The following is a 15,255-nucleotide window of genomic DNA, read 5'->3' as shown; positions in this document are numbered from 1 at the left end:
CCTAGCACCGGCAGGCGCAGAACATACTATTGGCCCATGGCGATGGAACCTATCGCGTCAAATGCCTTATCGGGGAGCGTCTTCTTCATAAAAGACAACAGGCTCGCGCCGGCCACCTTGTATCTTGTTTTCGGCCTATCGCTGGTCACCGCCTTCACTATTGCCTCTACCACCACTTCGGGAGTGGGGGCGTTCTCGTAGCTTCGGATAAAACTGTCTTTGAATTTCAGCGCTTGTTCCTGATATGCCTCACCGTGTTTCAATGCGTTGAAGTGCCTCATCGCTACGTCCATGAATTCCGTCTTGACGGAGCCCGGCTCGATTAAGGAGACGTGGATGCCGAACCGTTCCACTTCGCATCGCAAAGCATCACTAAGGGCTTCCACCGCATGTTTGGATGCGGAATACCAGCCGCCCATGGGGAACGTCGAAAAACCCGCTCCTGAGGATAGGTTGACGATGTTGCCGCCGTTTTCCCTCATATGGGGCAATACGGCTTTCGTGACCATGGCGAGGCCGAACACGTTCACGTCGAACTGTTTGCGGGCTTCCTCCAATGGCACGTCTTCCATCGCCCCATATCCGCCGTATCCGGCGCTGTTCACGAGCGCGTCGATACGTCCGCTTTGCCTCATGATCGTTCTTATCCCCGCATTGACTTCGGCTGGGTTGGTGATATCCATGGGAAGGGGGATCGCGCCTTCTTGTTCCAGATCTTTCAGACGGTCCAGCCGTCTTGAGCTTGCGTATACCACGTAGTTTCTGTCAAGGAGCGCTTTTGCCGCGCCTTTGCCAAATCCGGAGCTGGCTCCGGTGACCAAAACGACTTTTTGCGACATCGATGATTCCTTTCGTTGATTGTCTGATGGCGATTGGGGTCTCGTTCCCATATGACTCGCGTGCCGTCCTGTTGAGACCGCCGGAATGTTTTAACTGAGCTTGTCGTACCAATCGTCGTCCACGGCTTCAAGCCATTCGGTCGAAGCGTTCGTGCCGTCCGGGCAGAAGGCGATATGGCTCATCCAACTGTCCTTTGCGGCACCGTGCCAGTGCTTCGTGTTTGCGGGGACGAAAAAGGCCGTGCCGGGCGAAAGCTCCACGGCGTCTTCGCCTTCCAGTTGCACCCATCCGCGACCGTCGGTGCAGAGGAGAATCTGTCCGCCTCCTTCGTCCGCCTTGTGCACATGCCAGTTGTTGCGGCATCCGGGCTCGAATGTGACATTGGCCACGAATTGCGTGTCTTTCGGATTCGTGAGCGGATTCACATAGGACGTTCCGGTGAAATACTTCGACAGCATGTCGTTGGCTTGGCCGAGGCCGAAGACGCCTCCGTGTGATTCGGGGGAGTCGCCGCCCGCTGGGTCGTTGCCATAGATCTTCAGGGCTTCGGCGAAGGTGCCCCATGCGTTCGGCCAACCTGCGTAGAAGGCGAGTTGGGTGAGCATTGCCGCCATCTCTCGTCTGGTGACGCCGTTTTTCCTTGCGGTTTCGAGGTGGCCGCCGAGTGCGGGACCCACCATGCCTTTTCCGACAAGGGTTGAGATGGTGATGATCGAGCGTGTCTTCTGGGAAAGGGTGTCGTCGCTCCACACTTCCCCGAAGAGCACGTCGTCGTTCAACGTCGCGAATTGGGGTGCGAAATCCCCTCGGATCTCATGTCCTGCCGTCTGCCTGATTTTTGCCATGGCCGTTCCTTCCGGGCGTCTGGGTTTGTTTATGCGGGTTGAGTAGCCGACGTGGTGTCGGTTATTTCAATCTAGCAAATAACCGACATGACGTCAAATAATAACCGACGCTGTGTCGACAAATATGGTATGATGGTCGCCGAAGGAGACGCACGATGACTTTTCAAAGAGCCCGAACCAAGGAGCAGACCGACAGTAGGCGAGAGGAGATACTCAATGCCTGTGCGAAGCTTTGCGGCAGTATGGAATTCGATGAGATAACCCTCAAGGCGATATCGGCGGAGACCTCCGTTTCACGTACGACGCTTTATGGGTATTACAAGACAAAAGACGAGATTCTACTTGATCTGTTGAAACGTGAATATCTGCTCTGGAACCAGCGGCTCGAAGAGGCGTTCGCGAGTGACGAGTGCATGGGGGCCGAAGGGTTCAGCCGCACCATAGCGGCGTCCCTCGTCGATAGGGAACTCTTTATGCGGCTTCTGTCCGTCCAGACCACAACCATTGAGCGAAATTGCTCGGTCGAACAGCTCGCCAAATTCAATACGGAAGTGCAAGTGGCAATGGAGACGCTGGCCAAAGGAATCGACAAAGCGTTCGAAGCGGCCGACGAAAAGGCGAAGGAGCGGTTCCTTGTGGAACTCCTCGTCTATCTTCTGGGCCTTTACCCCTACACCCATCCCACCCAAAAACAGTTGGAGGCGGCGAGACTGTCCGGCTTGGCCCATCCTCGTTCGGATATCAATACGCTATGTCTTGAGGGTGTCGCTCATTTATGTGCGACCGTGTCATGACCTGTCTTGGGTGGGCGCGACTGTGGCGAGATGATATGCGGTGATTGTCGGTGGGTGGCCTCAGAGGACATTCGCTGGACTGGGTCGCCGTCGTCGGATATTTCGCAGATCGGCTTCAAACCGTACCGGATGCTCTCATCGACGAACTTGGATGTGCAGCCGCTGCAGGAACGGGCCGGTTTGCGCAGCGGTGGAAAGAACGCCGGTATATGTACTCAAAAACGGTGGTTTGCGGTGATCGCAACGCCGTGCGATATGCCCGGTGGTGTAGGCTCTGGCAAGGTTTGAGTGGGATAGAGAATAAGGACTACGGACGTGACAAGCCAGAGGTTCGTCGGATTGGATGGCATCAAAGGATTTGCCCTGATCGCCATCGTACTGTATCACTGCAAGCAAAGCGTGCTGCCCGGTGGATTCTACGGCGTGGACGTGTTCTTCGCCGTATCCGGATTCCTTACGGCGTTGGGACTGGTGCGCGCCCTCAATCGGGGGAAGGGACTCGACCTCGCCAAATATCTGCACCGCCGCGCCACACGCATCTACCCGGCTTTGCTGTTCATGCTGCCCGCCGTCGTCACCCTCGCCTGGCTCGTCGACCGCGATCTGCTCGTCGGCATCCGCGACCAGCTCATCACCGCGGCTTTAGGCTGCTACAACTGGTACGCCATCGCCAACGGACAAAGCTACTTCGAACAGATGAGCCCGCAGATCATGCGCCACCTATGGTATGTGGGCGTGCTCATGCAGTTCATGCTCGTACTGCCCCTGATCGTCGGCGTGATGTGGAAGATCCGCCGCACGCGGCTGTCCTTGCTGATCCCCCTCGGATTTGCCGCGGCCAGCGCGACGGCCATGTGGCTGCTCTACACTCCCGGCGGCGATCCCACACGCGTGTACTTCGGCACCGACACCCACGCCTGCGGACTGATGCTCGGCGTCGCGCTCGCATGGATCATCGCGTACGACGGCGAACCTTCCGCGCCGGACGGCGAACCCTCCGAGTCGGACGGCGAGCCCCGTCCCGGCCTTGGCACACGAATATGGCGCGCGCTCGCCCCCGCGCTGGCGTTCCTCAGTCTGATCGCGCTGATCGCGCTCGCAGTCACCGGCGACCAGAACGAATTCGCCTTCCGCGGCGGCATCATCATCGCCAGCCTGCTCGCGGTGCTGCTGATCGCCGGCACCATATCCGCGGACTCGTGGATGCAGGATCTTATGGTGTTCAAGCCATTGGCCGCATGCGGGCGTTACTCGTACGGCATCTACCTGTGGCATTGGCCGATGTGGCTGCTCAGCCTCGCCATCATCCCCCGACTCATCCCCACTCCCGGACCTTGGGTATGGGCCGTCGCCGCGATTCTCACCGCCGTGGCCGTGGCCGCGTCATGGAAGCTGGTCGAGCAGCCGGCCGGCGCATATGGCGCGGCGTTCGTGCTATGGCCGGGCAAAGGTTCCACGAGCCGGCAGATCGCCCGCGCAGTCATCGTGGCGCTGCTGCTGGTGGGATCGATCGCGGGATGCGTGCAAGGCGTCAAGGACGCGCCCGCCAAAACCTCGATCGAGATCCAGCTCGAACAGCAGGCGGCGGAACTCGAACGCATGCGGGAGCTGAACGGCACCATGGTAAGAACGGCCGTGCCCCAGCCGCGCAAACCCAAGCACACCATGCCATCCGGCGGTGAGATCACCGCCATAGGCGACTCCGTCATGCTCGCCAGCAGCAACGGATTGAACGCCGTATTCCCTGGCATACAGGTCGATGCCGCAGTCTCCCGCGGCATGGGCGGTGGAATCGATCTGGCACGCAAACAGCTCGACCAAGGCTCGATGCGTCAATGGGTGGTGCTGGGAATCGGCACGAACGGCTCCGCCGATGCCGGCCAGCTCGACCAGATCAGTGGGATCCTCGGCCCCGACCGTGTGATGGTGCTGGTGAACGCGCACGGCGACCGCTCGTGGATCCCGCCGAACAACCAACTGTTCGCCGACTACGCCGCCTCGCATTCCGACTCCGTGGTGCTCGTCGATTGGAACGCCGCAGCCGAGCGGCATCGTGATGATCTGGCCGCGGACGGCATCCATCCCAGCATGACCAACGATTACTACGCGCAGGCCGTGCGTCGGGCCATCGAGCAATGGATCGCCGCCGGCCACTGACGGATGATGCGGGAGGGGTCATCATGTCCGGTCCGCGCCTGCGCTCGGCATGGCGGGAGCGGGATATCCGGTCCGACACGGGGACGCGCCGACGAAACAGGATGATGACGGGAAGCGACGCGGGAGTCGGGCTTTCCCGTCTCGCGCCGTGGTTAGACTGGGGGCTGCACTTCAACGAGACCGCACGTTGGGAGACATGGTGAGCGCAATCCTCGAAGGAAAGCCCGATAAGAACCTGATTCTCGTCACTGGACGAATCCACCCGAAGCTGGCCCAAGACGTCGCCGAACAACTCGGCATCGATGTGTTGGAGACCACCGCCTACGATTTCGCGAACGGCGAGATGTATGTGCGATACACCGAATCGGTGCGCGGCGCCGACGTGTTCGTGCTGCAAAGCCACTACCAGCCGATCAACAAGGCCATTATGGAGCAGCTCATCATGATCGATGCGCTCAAGCGTGCCTCGGCCCGCTCCATCACCGCCGTGTGCCCGTTGGTCGGCTATTCCCGCCAGGACAAGAAGCATCGCGGACGCGAGCCCATCTCCTGCCGTCTGGTGTTCGACCTGCTGAAAACCGCAGGCGCCGACCGCATCATGTCCGTGGACCTGCACGCCTCGCAGTCGCAGGGCTTCTTCGACGGCCCGGTCGACCATCTCATCGCCATGCCGGTGCTGGTCGACTATATGCGCGACCGTTTCCAAGGCCAGCTCGACAACGTCGCCGTCGTCTCCCCGGATGCCGGCCGCATCCGCGTGGCCGAACAGTGGGCGCAGCGTCTTAACGGCGGCCCCCTCGCCTTCGTGCACAAGACGCGCGACATCACCCGCCCCAACCAGGCCGTGGCCAACCGTGTGGTCGGCGATGTGGAGGGCAAGGACTGCGTGCTCGTCGACGATCTCATCGACACCGCCGGCACCATCGCCGGCGCGTGCAATGTGCTCAAGGACGCCGGCGCCAAGTCGGTGACTGTGGTCGCCACGCACGGCGTGCTGTCCGGCCCGGCCGTCGACCGTCTGAAGGCGTGCGGCGCGCGCGAGGTGGTGCTCACCGACACCGTGCCGATTCCCGAAGAGAAGCGTTGGGACGGACTCACCGTGCTCTCCATCGCCCCGCTGCTGGCCGCCGCCATCCGCGCCGTGTTCGACGACGGTTCCGTGGCGGAGCTGTTCGACACGTACCCCGAGCATCACGGACAGGGTTTCCTGTTCGCCTGACGTCTTGGAATGACTGGCTTTGGGTGCCGTCCGCGACATGGCGGCGACACCACTGCCGCCATCCGGTCAAGAGGTATGGCATAATGAACACTTGGCGGGATTGCCTCCCGCCGATTCCCCCATGGTGTAATGGCAGCACACGGGTCTTTGGAACCCTTTGTCTTGGTTCGAGTCCAGGTGGGGGAGCGAGCCTGACGGCCGACCGCATGCGATGCAAACGGTCGGCCGTCACTTGTTTATCCCGCGGAAGATCTCCACGGTTGTGATGTTTAGAACTGGAGCAGGCCCCATGGCACTATCCGCCGCAATCATCCTCGCCGCCGGTGAGGGCACCCGCATGCGTTCGTCCAAGCCGAAGGTGCTGCACACCTTCTGCGGTAAGACCTTCCTCAACCGCGTGATGACCGCCGTGCGGGCGCAGAATCCGGAGACCCTCGCCGTGGTGGTGCATTTCCAGGCCGAACGCGTGGCCGAAGCCGCGCGTTCCTATGATGCGGACGTGACCATCGTTAACCAGGACGACGTGCCCGGCACCGGCCGCGCGGTGCAGTGCGCCATGGCCCAGCTGGGGCGGACGCGCGAACTCGACGGCCCCGTGCTCGTCGCCGCCTCCGACATGCCCCTGCTCGACGCCGCCACCCTCGAGCGGCTGCTGGCCTACCATATCGACAGCGGCAACGGTGCCACCGTGCTCACCACCATCCTCGACGATCCGACCGGATACGGCCGCATCATCCGCGACCGCGACGGCAACGTGCTGCGCATCGTCGAGCAGAAGGACGCCAACAGCAGCGAACTGGCCGTGCACGAGGTGAACACGTCCGTGTACGTGTTCGACGCCAAGGTGTTGGTCGAAGCCATCGCGGGACTGAAATCCAACAACGCGCAGGGCGAGTTCTATCTCACCGACGCGTTGGAGACCGCCAAGGCCGCCGGCGCCGTCGGCGCGTTCGCCGCGCCCGACCCCTTAAGCGTGGAAGGCGTGAACGACCGTGTGCAGCTGGCCGCGCTCACCAAGGCGCACAACCGCCGTATCTGCGAGCGGTGGATGCGCGAAGGCGTGACCATTCTCGATCCGGACAGCACTTGGATCGAGGATGACGTGCGTATCGCACGCGACGCCACCATTCTGCCGGGCTGCTTCCTGCAGGGCGAGACGGTGGTCGGCGAGGACGCGCTGATCGGCCCCGACACCACGTTGATCGACGCCGTGGTGGATGCCGAAGCCGTGGTCGAGCGTTCCCGCGTGCAGGAATCGCATATCGGCCGCGCCGCGAACATCGGCCCGTGGACCTATCTGCGCGCCGGCAACGAGTTCGGCGAGGGATCCAAGGCCGGCGCGTTCGTCGAAATGAAGAAGGCGCATATCGGCAACGGCACCAAAGTGCCGCATCTGAGCTATGTGGGCGACGCCGAAGTGGGCGACGGCACCAACATCGGCGGCGGCACCATCACCGCGAACTACGACGGCGTGCATAAGAACCGCACGCGCATCGGCGCCGGCGCCCATGTCGGCGCGGGCAACCTGTTCGTCGCGCCCGTCGAGGTGGGGGACAATGTGACCACCGGCGCCGGTTCCGTGGTGCGTCATGACGTGCCGGACGACGCCATGGTGTATTCCGAGAACACGCAACATATCGTGGAGGGCTGGAAGCCCGCCTGGGAGAGGAAGTGAACATGCCCGCAGTGCAGGAATCCATCGACGAGATCCGCATCGCCGCCGAAGCGGCCGACCGGCTGAAGGCCACCGACATCGTGGCCTTCGACGTGACCGAGCCGCTGGCCATCACCGACATCATGATGATCGCAGGCGCCTCCAACGAACGCCAGGTGCTGGCCGTGGCCGAAGAGGTGGAGAAGGATCTGTACCTCAAATGCGGCAAGCGCCAGCCGCGTTCGCGCGAAGGTCTGACCGAGGGCCAGTGGGTGCTGCTCGACTACGGCGACTTCGTGATCCATATCATGCATGACGAATCGCGCGAGTTCTACAATCTGGAACGCCTCTGGCGCGATTGCCCGCAGATCGAACTCGAGCTGGAGCATCCGGAAAGCTCGCTCGAAGCGGGCGACGAGACGGACGCCTGATCCGTTCCCAAGAACCGACCCTCGCGACCTCAAGGAGCTGATCGACCGATGCCGCAGCATGTCCGTTCCATCACGCTGGTGCGTCACGGACGCACCGCGTACAACGCCGAACGCCGCCTGCAGGGGCAGATCGACATCCCCCTCGACGAAGTGGGCCGGTGGCAGGCCGGGCAGACCGCCGCGGCGCTGAAGGAGCTCTACGTCAACCGCAGGCCGGATGTGACGAACCATCTGGTCGTCTGCTCCGATCTGGGTCGCGCGGTCGACACAGCGCGAGCCTTCGCCGACCTCATCGGCGTCGAAACGCATCCCGACGCGCGCGTGCGCGAACGCAACTTCGGCGAATGGGAAGGGATGAGCGGCGAGGAGCTGGCCGAACGCTATCCGGAGGATTTCCGCCTGTGGCAGGAGCACCGCGACGGCGAACTCAAACATGGCGCCGAACCGAAAATCGAGGTCGGGCGCCGGGGCGTCGACGCGCTGCTCGACTGGTCCGCGCGCGGCGGCGGCGACACCGACCTGTACGTGTTCTCACATGGGGCATGGATCTCCGAAACCCTGCAGACGCTGATGGGATTGGACGTCACCTATCCGGATTTCGCCAGCATCCTGTCGATGCGCAACGCCCATTGGAGCCGCCTGATTCCTTTGGACTTCGCGGACGGCGGCGTGCGCTGGCGGCTCGCCGACTACAACCATGGCCCCCAGGCCGCGCGCACCGATCAGTGGGAGCATCCTGCGCTCTGACGGATGGGGAGCATGCGCCAAACGGCCTGAAACGCGCGCGGACGTAGAGGTTTTGCGCACACAAGGTAAAAACATGGTGACGTTCACCGTCGGCGCAGCGCGTTTCTAGCGTTTGCCGGTACGGTTTCGTGGTGTGATGAAATTTCTTAAGGGTATCTCATTCGCGCAGCTCGCCGCCGGCGCGCTCGCCGCGGTGACCTCGTTCCTCCTGTCGAGCAAAATCGGCATCGCAGGATCGGTGATCGGTGTGGCCGTCGGTTCGGTGGTGTCCGCGATCTCGTCGCAGGTCTACCAGAACGTGCTCAAAGCGTCAGGGGAGAAACTGCAATCGGCGTTGCCCATTCCGGATGACGGGAATGGGGACTCCGACGATGGTTCTGGCGAATCCGCGGCGTCCGATACGCGGGATGGGAATGAGTCCGTCGAAAGATCCGCTGAGGAATCCGCCGAGACGACGGTGGTCGCGCCTGCGGAAGATGCGACGGCGCAGTCGTCCGAGACACATACGCAGCGGGCCGTCGAGCTTGAAGACGTTGAGGATGCGCAGACGTTGGCGAGCACCATGGCGCTGGCCGATGCGACGGCGGATTTGTTGGATGAGGCGATGACACTCGACTCCGCCTCCGGTGGACGATCCGTTTCCGGACGGGCCGGTGTCAATACGAACATGCAGACGCATGATAACAAGAGCCTTAAGGATTCCGATCTCATCTCCAGTCGGCATGCCAAGCGCAACGCCCTGATCGTGGCCATCGTGAGCGCATTGGTGGCTGTGGGACTGACCGCCGCGGTGATCCTGCTGATCACCCGAGGCGAAGGCACCGACACTGTGGTGCGTGATCTAGTGCAGCATCCGAGCGTGCAGCAGACGCCGCAGACCACGCAGGAACCCTCCCAAGAGCCGGAAGACAGCTCCGGAACGACCGATTCGTCCACCGATAAGAAGAACTCCTCCTCGACGGATGACACGACAAGCGACGCCGGCGAATCGGAAGGATCGGAGGCAGCGAGCGGCACCAGCGGTTCCGGCGAGACTGACGACGCCAACGGCACCAGCGGTTCGACCAGTGGGTCCACCGGCGACTCATCCACCGGATCCGGATCGAGCTCCACGGATTCCAGCGGTTCCGGAAGCTCCTCCGGAACCGATTCGGGAACGACTTCCGGCAGTGGCGGGTCAACAGGAACCGGAACGGGCGGCTCGACCAGCTCGGGAACCGGAACGGAAAGCGGAACAGGCAGCGGATCCTCCTCCTCAGGCACGTCCAGTGGATCCAACGGTTCCGGCTCGTCGACGGGCGGATCATCCTCGAACGCGAACGGATCGAACCAGTGAAGTCCTCGCCGCCAGTCGCCGTGAACGGCGGTTTGGCGCGGCTGATGCCTTGGATGTGGCGGATGTGTCCCGTGTCGTCAAATCACATCGATGATATTTGGCGACACGCCGGTCTTGCCGAGTGAGCAAGTCCGTCGTAAACTATCCAAGGTTCAAAACGAACGACAACTGAATACGGGGCTATGGCGCAGCTGGTAGCGCATCTCCATGGCATGGAGAGGGTCAGGGGTTCGAATCCCCTTAGCTCCACTTCGAGGTGTTTCTTACGGAATATCTCACCACTGGCTTCGTCGGGCGGCATGTTCTGCTCGCGAAGTCCAGATAATTGCAAACGGGGCTATGGCGCAGCTGGTAGCGCATCTCCATGGCATGGAGAGGGTCAGGGGTTCGAATCCCCTTAGCTCCACAGATTGAGAGGCTTGGAAAACGTTGGATTCCAAGCCTCTTCTCATATTCACGCCGCCTCCGACAAGGTCTGCGCGACCCCGGTTTGACCACTCATCATGTCATTCGTCTGTTTCCGGGTTTGCGAAGTCGTGGTCGTCTCCGTCTCCCATCAGCTCGAGGTGGGCGGAGGCTAGAAATAGAACACATCCTCGAATTTTTGGTCGAGCGCGACGCATAGGACAAGCGCGAGCTTGGCGGTGGGGGTATATTGGCCGGTTTCGATCGAGCTGATCGTATTGCGGGAGACTCCGACAAGTTCCGCCAGCGCGGCCTGGGAAAGGCCTCGCTCGGCGCGAAGTCGCTTGAGGTTGTTGTGCAGGACGAGTTCGTCCTCTCCACTCGGTCTCATCAGGCCGCCAGATGAACCATGAACAGCACGAGGAAGACGGCGGAAAGCAGCAATCCTCCCACCGTGCGCACCAGCCACGTGCGCTGCCGGCCACGCCCTTGGTATAGCGCCAGACTCCTGCCTGAGATCATGGCCAAGGACAGCGCGAAGAACGGGGCGAGCACGCCGAGAAGATCCAGGTAACTGTGATCCCCCGTCCAATACCAGACGATGGCGAACAGTATGACCGCGAGGATTTCGATGGCCGCGAACAACGCCTCGTAATAGTTGGAACGGTTCGCGATATGAAGCTCCCCCTCGTCCGATGCCTCATGCCGGCTGCGTGCGAGGATTTCCGCGCGGTCGAGCTTGGCGGCGGATGTGGTATCGAAGCCGTGACGCCCAGTCATAATGCCCTCCCTTGGGTATGACAAGTATATTTGGCAATATCAGTATGCGGCTTGCATAGTGTACTTGTCAATACTGTTGACGTTTCCATGAAAAGATCTCCGGACATGCGGTTCGGCAAACGCGGATCGCCGCCGTGAGCTGGAGGCGTAAACGGCATGGGACGTGCGGTAGTGTGGGGTCGTATATGAACGACGGAACGACGACGGATGGGGATCGCCATGACGGAGGAAAGAAACACGGTCGAGGGACGCGGGACGGTTGACGCGCTGATCATCGGATCGGGACCAGCCGGGTATACGGCGGCCATCTATCTGGGACGTGCCGGATTCGCGCCGCTGGTGGTCGCCGGCGCGCTGACGCCGGGTGGCCAGCTGGTCAACACCACCGAGGTCGAGAACTATCCAGGCTTCCCGGACGGGGTGATGGGGCCGGAACTGATGGAGTCCATGCGTCTGCAGGCTGAACGGTTCGGCGCGGAGTTCGTCTATGACGACGTGGTTTCGGTGGATTTCGGCGACTCGCTCAAAACCGTCACGTTGGCATCGGGCCGGACGATCCGCGCGCGTGCCGTGATCGTGACGACCGGCTCGCAGGTGCGTAAGCTGGGCGTGCCCGGCGAAGAGGAGTATTCCGGCCGAGGCGTCTCCTATTGCGCGACCTGCGACGGCTTCTTCTTCAAAGACAAGCCGATCGTGGTGGTCGGCGGCGGCGATTCCGCGATGGAGGAGGCCGACTTCCTCTCGCGCTTCGGCTCATCGGTGACCCTGATCCACCGGCGTGACGAGTTCCGTGCATCGAAGATCATGCTCGACCGCGTGCGCGACAATCCGAAGATCACCATACTCGCCAACACCGTGGTCACCGCGGTGCGGGGAAGCGGCGTCGCGCCGGCCGGCGTACCGAGCGTCTCCGCACCCTCGCTCGAATTGCGGACGGGACTGAATGCGGCATCATCGGGTCGGAGCATCGGTCTGGCCTCGAACGCGAACGCGGGCGGCCCTGCAATCGGTCTCGGTCTCTCCTTGTCGAAACCGGCCGACTCGGTGGCTTCGATCGACATCCGCGACACGGTGAGCGGGCGGACCGGCACGATGCCGGTCAACGGCCTGTTCGTGGCCATCGGACACACGCCAGCCACCGGATTCCTCACAGGACAGGTCGCCATGGACGATGACGGCTATGTGCTGGTCGAAGGCGCGGGCACCCGCACCTCGACGCCGGGAGTGTTCGCCGCGGGCGACTGCGTGGACCGCGTCTACCGACAGGCCATCAGCGCCGCCGGCATGGGATGCCGTGCCGCCCTCGACGCGCAGGCCTACCTCACCGCATAGGATTGTTCGTCGGCGATAAAGGATGCGGTGGCGATCCAGGCACGAACCCCATGCGCCCAAGCTTGATACGATGTGACGAATGATGAAATGAGGGATATGGCGCAGCATGTCGGTATGAGTGGGGGAGTTCCGCGCACGCGCCGCTGGCCTGTGGCGGTGTCCGTTATGGCCGTGGTCGTGGTGATCGTCGTGGTGGCGGGAACGCTGGTGTGGCGGCATTTCGGCGGCGTGCCGCCGGTGGACGGCATGGTCGCCGCGCCGCAGAGCGAGACGGACTCCCGATATCCCAAACTCACGTCGGGCGTCGACTACGACGGCGACGGCATCGATGACTACACCGACATCCGCCAAGGCGCGCAGGCCGATTCGGCCGCCAAACCCACCTACGATTCCGGCTACTACGACGGCGGCTATCCTCCGGACGACCGCGGCGCGTGCACCGACGTGGTATGGCGCGCGTTCGCCAACGCGGGCTACGACCTCAAAGCCATGGTCGACGCCGATATCGCGGCCGACCCCACGGCCTACGCCGAGGTGGTTTCCACGCCGGATCCCAATATCGATTTCCGACGCGCCGGCGTGCTCAACGTGTTCTTCGGCAAATACGCGCAAAACCTGACCACGGACACCACGGACCATGCGCAATGGCAGCAGGGCGACATCGTCGTGTTCCAAACGGTCAAACACATCGGCGTCATCTCCGACAAGCGCGACCGGTCCGGCACCGCGTTCGTCAACCACAACATGGGTCAGGAACAGCGCGAGAACGACTATCTCGCGTTCACGACGCATATGGCCGTCACAGGACATTACCGGTGGGATACGAGCCAGGTACCCCAATCCGTGCTGCGGGCATGGCGGGAATGAAGAACCGCGGACGGTGGAAGGGCGAATCCGGGTGGACGGAGGGTGGTGAGGTTCGTCACACTCGCCGTGAAACCCGCGCGATCCTTGGGGATGTTCGCTAGTCTGGAGGGACGAGCTTTGAAAGGAGCCTGTTATGGCAACACTCACCGCTGAGATGAAAACCTTCATCGAGAATAATCTGGGCTGGGTCGCCACCGTCTCCAAGGACGGCGAGGTCGATCTGGGGCCGAAGATGAGCATGTACGTGCTCGACGACAACCACATCGCCTACCACGAGCGCACCGCCGGCCAGATGTACCGCAACCTGTTGGACGGCTCCCAGCTGGTCATCGCCGTCGCGAATCTTGAGACGAAGACGGGCTACCGCTTCCGCGGCGACGTCGCGCTGCACGTCGACGACGACATCTACGACGCCCAGGTCAAGGTGGCCGAGGAGAACGGCACCAAGAAGCCGGCCGTCATCCCCGTGCTGGAGGTCACCGAGATCCAGGACCTCACCGCCGGCGCCAACGCCGGAAAAACCATCGTCAAGGACTGATTAGACGGTTCCGTTCCATTCGATGGCGACCCGTGGGCGGCAAGCCCGCGGGTCGTTTCGTTTCCGTGGGCGGGTGGAGCGTGGAGAGTGCTCCGCTTTTGTGGATGGCGGTGGATAGCGCGCAGTTGTCCACCGCCATCCACAGGTTTTTCAGGGCGCTTGCACGCGGCGGAACGACTATGCGATGCTGTCTGCGATCGGGCGAAGACGCCCGGTTCCCGGCCCTGCGCCGGGAAAGTCAAGGAAAGGCAGGCGGTGAACATGGACGAGACGAACGAGATGGAGGACAACCCGTGGGTGAGGCGCTTCCTCGATGATGTGGACACCCAACGCGTGTCCGAGGAACAGGTGCCGCGTGTGGAGAAACTGCTCCGGCTGATCGCCGACGAGGGCATGCGCCGCGGATACGCCGTATTGCGTCCGGATGACGCCGAGATGATGGACAAGCATCAGGAGGATCTGGCCTGGGCGCATATCGCGATACGCAAGGAGGACGTGACATATTTCATGCAGATCAGCGAATCCTCCCAGCCCGGCATGCCCGCGCGGGAGCCGTTCTCACGCAAACCCGGGCAGACGGGCGAATGCCCGGCATGGATGGACGCGCGTAACTATGAATTCGCCGGCACAGGCGTACTGACGCTGGCGATACGCAGCGAAGTCTCCCAATGGCATCAGCGCACATGCAAGGATTCCGACCGCACCCACATCGAGGATCGGCTCGGCAAAGTGTTCGACTCCTTGGATCTCGGCAGCAAGCGCCGAGAGCAGGAACGCCGGTATCAGGAGGACCGCGAACGGCGTAAGCGGGAGATGCATGCGGCGTACCGGCTGGAAAAACTCATCGAAACGTTGAAGCAGCGCTCCGGCGACTATCAGGAATGGCTGCAGCAGGGAGAATATCTGAACATGCTCGAACGTGCGGTCCTTCGGCAGGATGGCGGCATCTCGACGCCCTTCCAAAAGGACCTCGATACGCTGCGCGAGCATCTGCGCGCCTCCAACCCATGGAACGACACGGACAATCTCCGCTTCGAGATTCCCGAACCCTCGGACTACGAGCTGGAACTGTTCGAACGCCATCACGACGGCGCTCGCCACCCATACGGATTCGATTCGTTCGTCACGAACAACGCGGCCTCATCATATAGGGATGACGCTTGGTCGTATCCGTCGAACGGCGCGGACCGATACGAGTGCGGCGGCACCATGTCGGCGCAGCGGCGCGCTGAGCGCGGATACTCGCCGGTGCCGGTCACGGTGAACCATATCGAGCCGGAATACGACGAGGTTCCCTTCTGACGCCTCCG

Annotated in this window: 15 protein-coding genes and 3 tRNA genes; 14 read left to right on the top strand and 4 right to left on the bottom strand. The window is 62.2% G+C overall.

Annotated features, from left to right (window positions below):
* Positions 1-26: 26 nt before the first annotated feature.
* Positions 27-839: an oxidoreductase gene (locus BE0216_RS02295; protein ID WP_158217169.1), complete on the bottom strand. Its 813-nt coding sequence runs from the start codon at positions 837-839 to the stop codon at positions 27-29.
* Positions 840-929: 90 nt separating this feature from the next.
* Entirely contained in the window at positions 930-1,685 is a 756-nt protein-coding gene (locus BE0216_RS02290; RefSeq protein WP_094636117.1) for a carboxymuconolactone decarboxylase family protein, read from the bottom strand.
* A gap of 155 nt (positions 1,686-1,840) precedes the next feature.
* Here BE0216_RS02290 and BE0216_RS02285 point away from each other — a divergent pair, with 155 nt between their 5' ends.
* The 10 genes from BE0216_RS02285 (at position 1,841) to BE0216_RS02240 (ending at position 10,429) form a co-directional block, all read left to right on the top strand.
* Positions 1,841-2,479, top strand: a complete 639-nt coding sequence (locus tag BE0216_RS02285; protein WP_094636118.1) for a TetR family transcriptional regulator — start codon at positions 1,841-1,843, stop codon at positions 2,477-2,479.
* A 315-nt stretch (positions 2,480-2,794) separates the two neighbouring features.
* Complete coding sequence (locus tag BE0216_RS02280) at positions 2,795-4,636, top strand: acyltransferase family protein (RefSeq protein WP_094636119.1); 1,842 nt, start codon at positions 2,795-2,797, stop codon at positions 4,634-4,636.
* A 196-nt stretch (positions 4,637-4,832) separates the two neighbouring features.
* The gene (locus tag BE0216_RS02275; protein ID WP_072724181.1) at positions 4,833-5,855 is read left to right on the top strand and encodes a ribose-phosphate diphosphokinase; all 1,023 of its coding nucleotides are present in this window, start codon (positions 4,833-4,835) and stop codon (positions 5,853-5,855) included.
* Between the two features lie 115 nt (positions 5,856-5,970).
* Positions 5,971-6,041 (top strand) — tRNA-Gln (locus tag BE0216_RS02270).
* 103 nt (positions 6,042-6,144) lie between these two features.
* A complete protein-coding gene (gene glmU, locus BE0216_RS02265; RefSeq protein ID WP_094636120.1) occupies positions 6,145-7,530 on the top strand; it encodes a bifunctional UDP-N-acetylglucosamine diphosphorylase/glucosamine-1-phosphate N-acetyltransferase GlmU in 1,386 nt (461 codons plus the stop codon).
* Between the two features lie 2 nt (positions 7,531-7,532).
* On the top strand, positions 7,533-7,940 hold the full coding sequence (rsfS, locus tag BE0216_RS02260; protein WP_072724185.1) for a ribosome silencing factor: 408 nt from the start codon (positions 7,533-7,535) through the stop codon (positions 7,938-7,940).
* Positions 7,941-7,988: 48 nt separating this feature from the next.
* Positions 7,989-8,687: a histidine phosphatase family protein gene (locus BE0216_RS02255; protein ID WP_094636121.1), complete on the top strand. Its 699-nt coding sequence runs from the start codon at positions 7,989-7,991 to the stop codon at positions 8,685-8,687.
* A gap of 136 nt (positions 8,688-8,823) precedes the next feature.
* On the top strand, positions 8,824-10,023 hold the full coding sequence (locus BE0216_RS02250; protein ID WP_094636122.1) for a hypothetical protein: 1,200 nt from the start codon (positions 8,824-8,826) through the stop codon (positions 10,021-10,023).
* Between the two features lie 176 nt (positions 10,024-10,199).
* Positions 10,200-10,272 (top strand) — tRNA-Ala (locus BE0216_RS02245).
* An 84-nt stretch (positions 10,273-10,356) separates the two neighbouring features.
* Positions 10,357-10,429: transfer RNA gene (locus tag BE0216_RS02240), tRNA-Ala, on the top strand.
* 171 nt (positions 10,430-10,600) lie between these two features.
* On the opposite strand, the gene BE0216_RS02235 is transcribed toward BE0216_RS02240, so the two are convergent.
* A complete protein-coding gene (locus tag BE0216_RS02235; RefSeq protein WP_072724191.1) occupies positions 10,601-10,819 on the bottom strand; it encodes a helix-turn-helix transcriptional regulator in 219 nt (72 codons plus the stop codon).
* A complete protein-coding gene (locus BE0216_RS02230; RefSeq protein ID WP_094636123.1) occupies positions 10,819-11,208 on the bottom strand; it encodes a DUF6442 family protein in 390 nt (129 codons plus the stop codon). Before BE0216_RS02230 ends, BE0216_RS02235 begins: the two co-directional genes overlap by 1 nt.
* A 219-nt stretch (positions 11,209-11,427) precedes the next feature.
* On the opposite strand from BE0216_RS02230, the gene BE0216_RS02225 reads away from it, so the two are divergent.
* The 4 genes from BE0216_RS02225 to BE0216_RS02210 all read left to right on the top strand — a co-directional run bounded on the left by BE0216_RS02225 (position 11,428) and on the right by BE0216_RS02210 (position 15,247).
* On the top strand, positions 11,428-12,540 hold the full coding sequence (locus tag BE0216_RS02225) for an NAD(P)/FAD-dependent oxidoreductase (RefSeq protein ID WP_094636433.1): 1,113 nt from the start codon (positions 11,428-11,430) through the stop codon (positions 12,538-12,540).
* A gap of 96 nt (positions 12,541-12,636) precedes the next feature.
* A complete protein-coding gene (locus BE0216_RS02220) occupies positions 12,637-13,407 on the top strand; it encodes a DUF1287 domain-containing protein (RefSeq protein WP_226805677.1) in 771 nt (256 codons plus the stop codon).
* A gap of 133 nt (positions 13,408-13,540) precedes the next feature.
* Entirely contained in the window at positions 13,541-13,945 is a 405-nt protein-coding gene (locus tag BE0216_RS02215) for a pyridoxamine 5'-phosphate oxidase family protein (protein ID WP_094636124.1), read from the top strand.
* A 261-nt stretch (positions 13,946-14,206) separates the two neighbouring features.
* Complete coding sequence (locus tag BE0216_RS02210; RefSeq protein ID WP_143249264.1) at positions 14,207-15,247, top strand: hypothetical protein; 1,041 nt, start codon at positions 14,207-14,209, stop codon at positions 15,245-15,247.
* Positions 15,248-15,255 lie beyond the last annotated feature (8 nt).

Source organism: Bifidobacterium eulemuris, from assembly GCF_014898155.1.
Lineage (GTDB): Bacteria > Actinomycetota > Actinomycetes > Actinomycetales > Bifidobacteriaceae > Bifidobacterium > Bifidobacterium eulemuris.
Note: the sequence above shows the minus strand (reverse complement) of the source record. Positions and strands in the feature narration are given on the sequence as shown.

What these genes read in the sequence shown, in the direction of transcription:
- BE0216_RS02250 (WP_094636122.1), top strand. Translation starts at nt 8,824, where the DNA reads ATGAAATTTCTTAAGGGTATCTCATTCGCGCAGCTCGCCGCCGGCGCG.
- BE0216_RS02275 (WP_072724181.1), top strand. Translation starts at nt 4,833, where the DNA reads ATGGTGAGCGCAATCCTCGAAGGAAAGCCCGATAAGAACCTGATTCTC.
- BE0216_RS02230 (WP_094636123.1), bottom strand. Translation starts at nt 11,208, where the DNA reads ATGACTGGGCGTCACGGCTTCGATACCACATCCGCCGCCAAGCTCGAC.
- BE0216_RS02285 (WP_094636118.1), top strand. Translation starts at nt 1,841, where the DNA reads ATGACTTTTCAAAGAGCCCGAACCAAGGAGCAGACCGACAGTAGGCGA.
- rsfS (WP_072724185.1), top strand. Translation starts at nt 7,533, where the DNA reads ATGCCCGCAGTGCAGGAATCCATCGACGAGATCCGCATCGCCGCCGAA.
- BE0216_RS02210 (WP_143249264.1), top strand. Translation starts at nt 14,207, where the DNA reads ATGGACGAGACGAACGAGATGGAGGACAACCCGTGGGTGAGGCGCTTC.
- BE0216_RS02220 (WP_226805677.1), top strand. Translation starts at nt 12,637, where the DNA reads ATGGCGCAGCATGTCGGTATGAGTGGGGGAGTTCCGCGCACGCGCCGC.
- BE0216_RS02290 (WP_094636117.1), bottom strand. Translation starts at nt 1,685, where the DNA reads ATGGCAAAAATCAGGCAGACGGCAGGACATGAGATCCGAGGGGATTTC.
- BE0216_RS02215 (WP_094636124.1), top strand. Translation starts at nt 13,541, where the DNA reads ATGGCAACACTCACCGCTGAGATGAAAACCTTCATCGAGAATAATCTG.
- BE0216_RS02225 (WP_094636433.1), top strand. Translation starts at nt 11,428, where the DNA reads ATGACGGAGGAAAGAAACACGGTCGAGGGACGCGGGACGGTTGACGCG.
- BE0216_RS02295 (WP_158217169.1), bottom strand. Translation starts at nt 839, where the DNA reads ATGTCGCAAAAAGTCGTTTTGGTCACCGGAGCCAGCTCCGGATTTGGC.
- BE0216_RS02255 (WP_094636121.1), top strand. Translation starts at nt 7,989, where the DNA reads ATGCCGCAGCATGTCCGTTCCATCACGCTGGTGCGTCACGGACGCACC.
- glmU (WP_094636120.1), top strand. Translation starts at nt 6,145, where the DNA reads ATGGCACTATCCGCCGCAATCATCCTCGCCGCCGGTGAGGGCACCCGC.
- BE0216_RS02235 (WP_072724191.1), bottom strand. Translation starts at nt 10,819, where the DNA reads ATGAGACCGAGTGGAGAGGACGAACTCGTCCTGCACAACAACCTCAAG.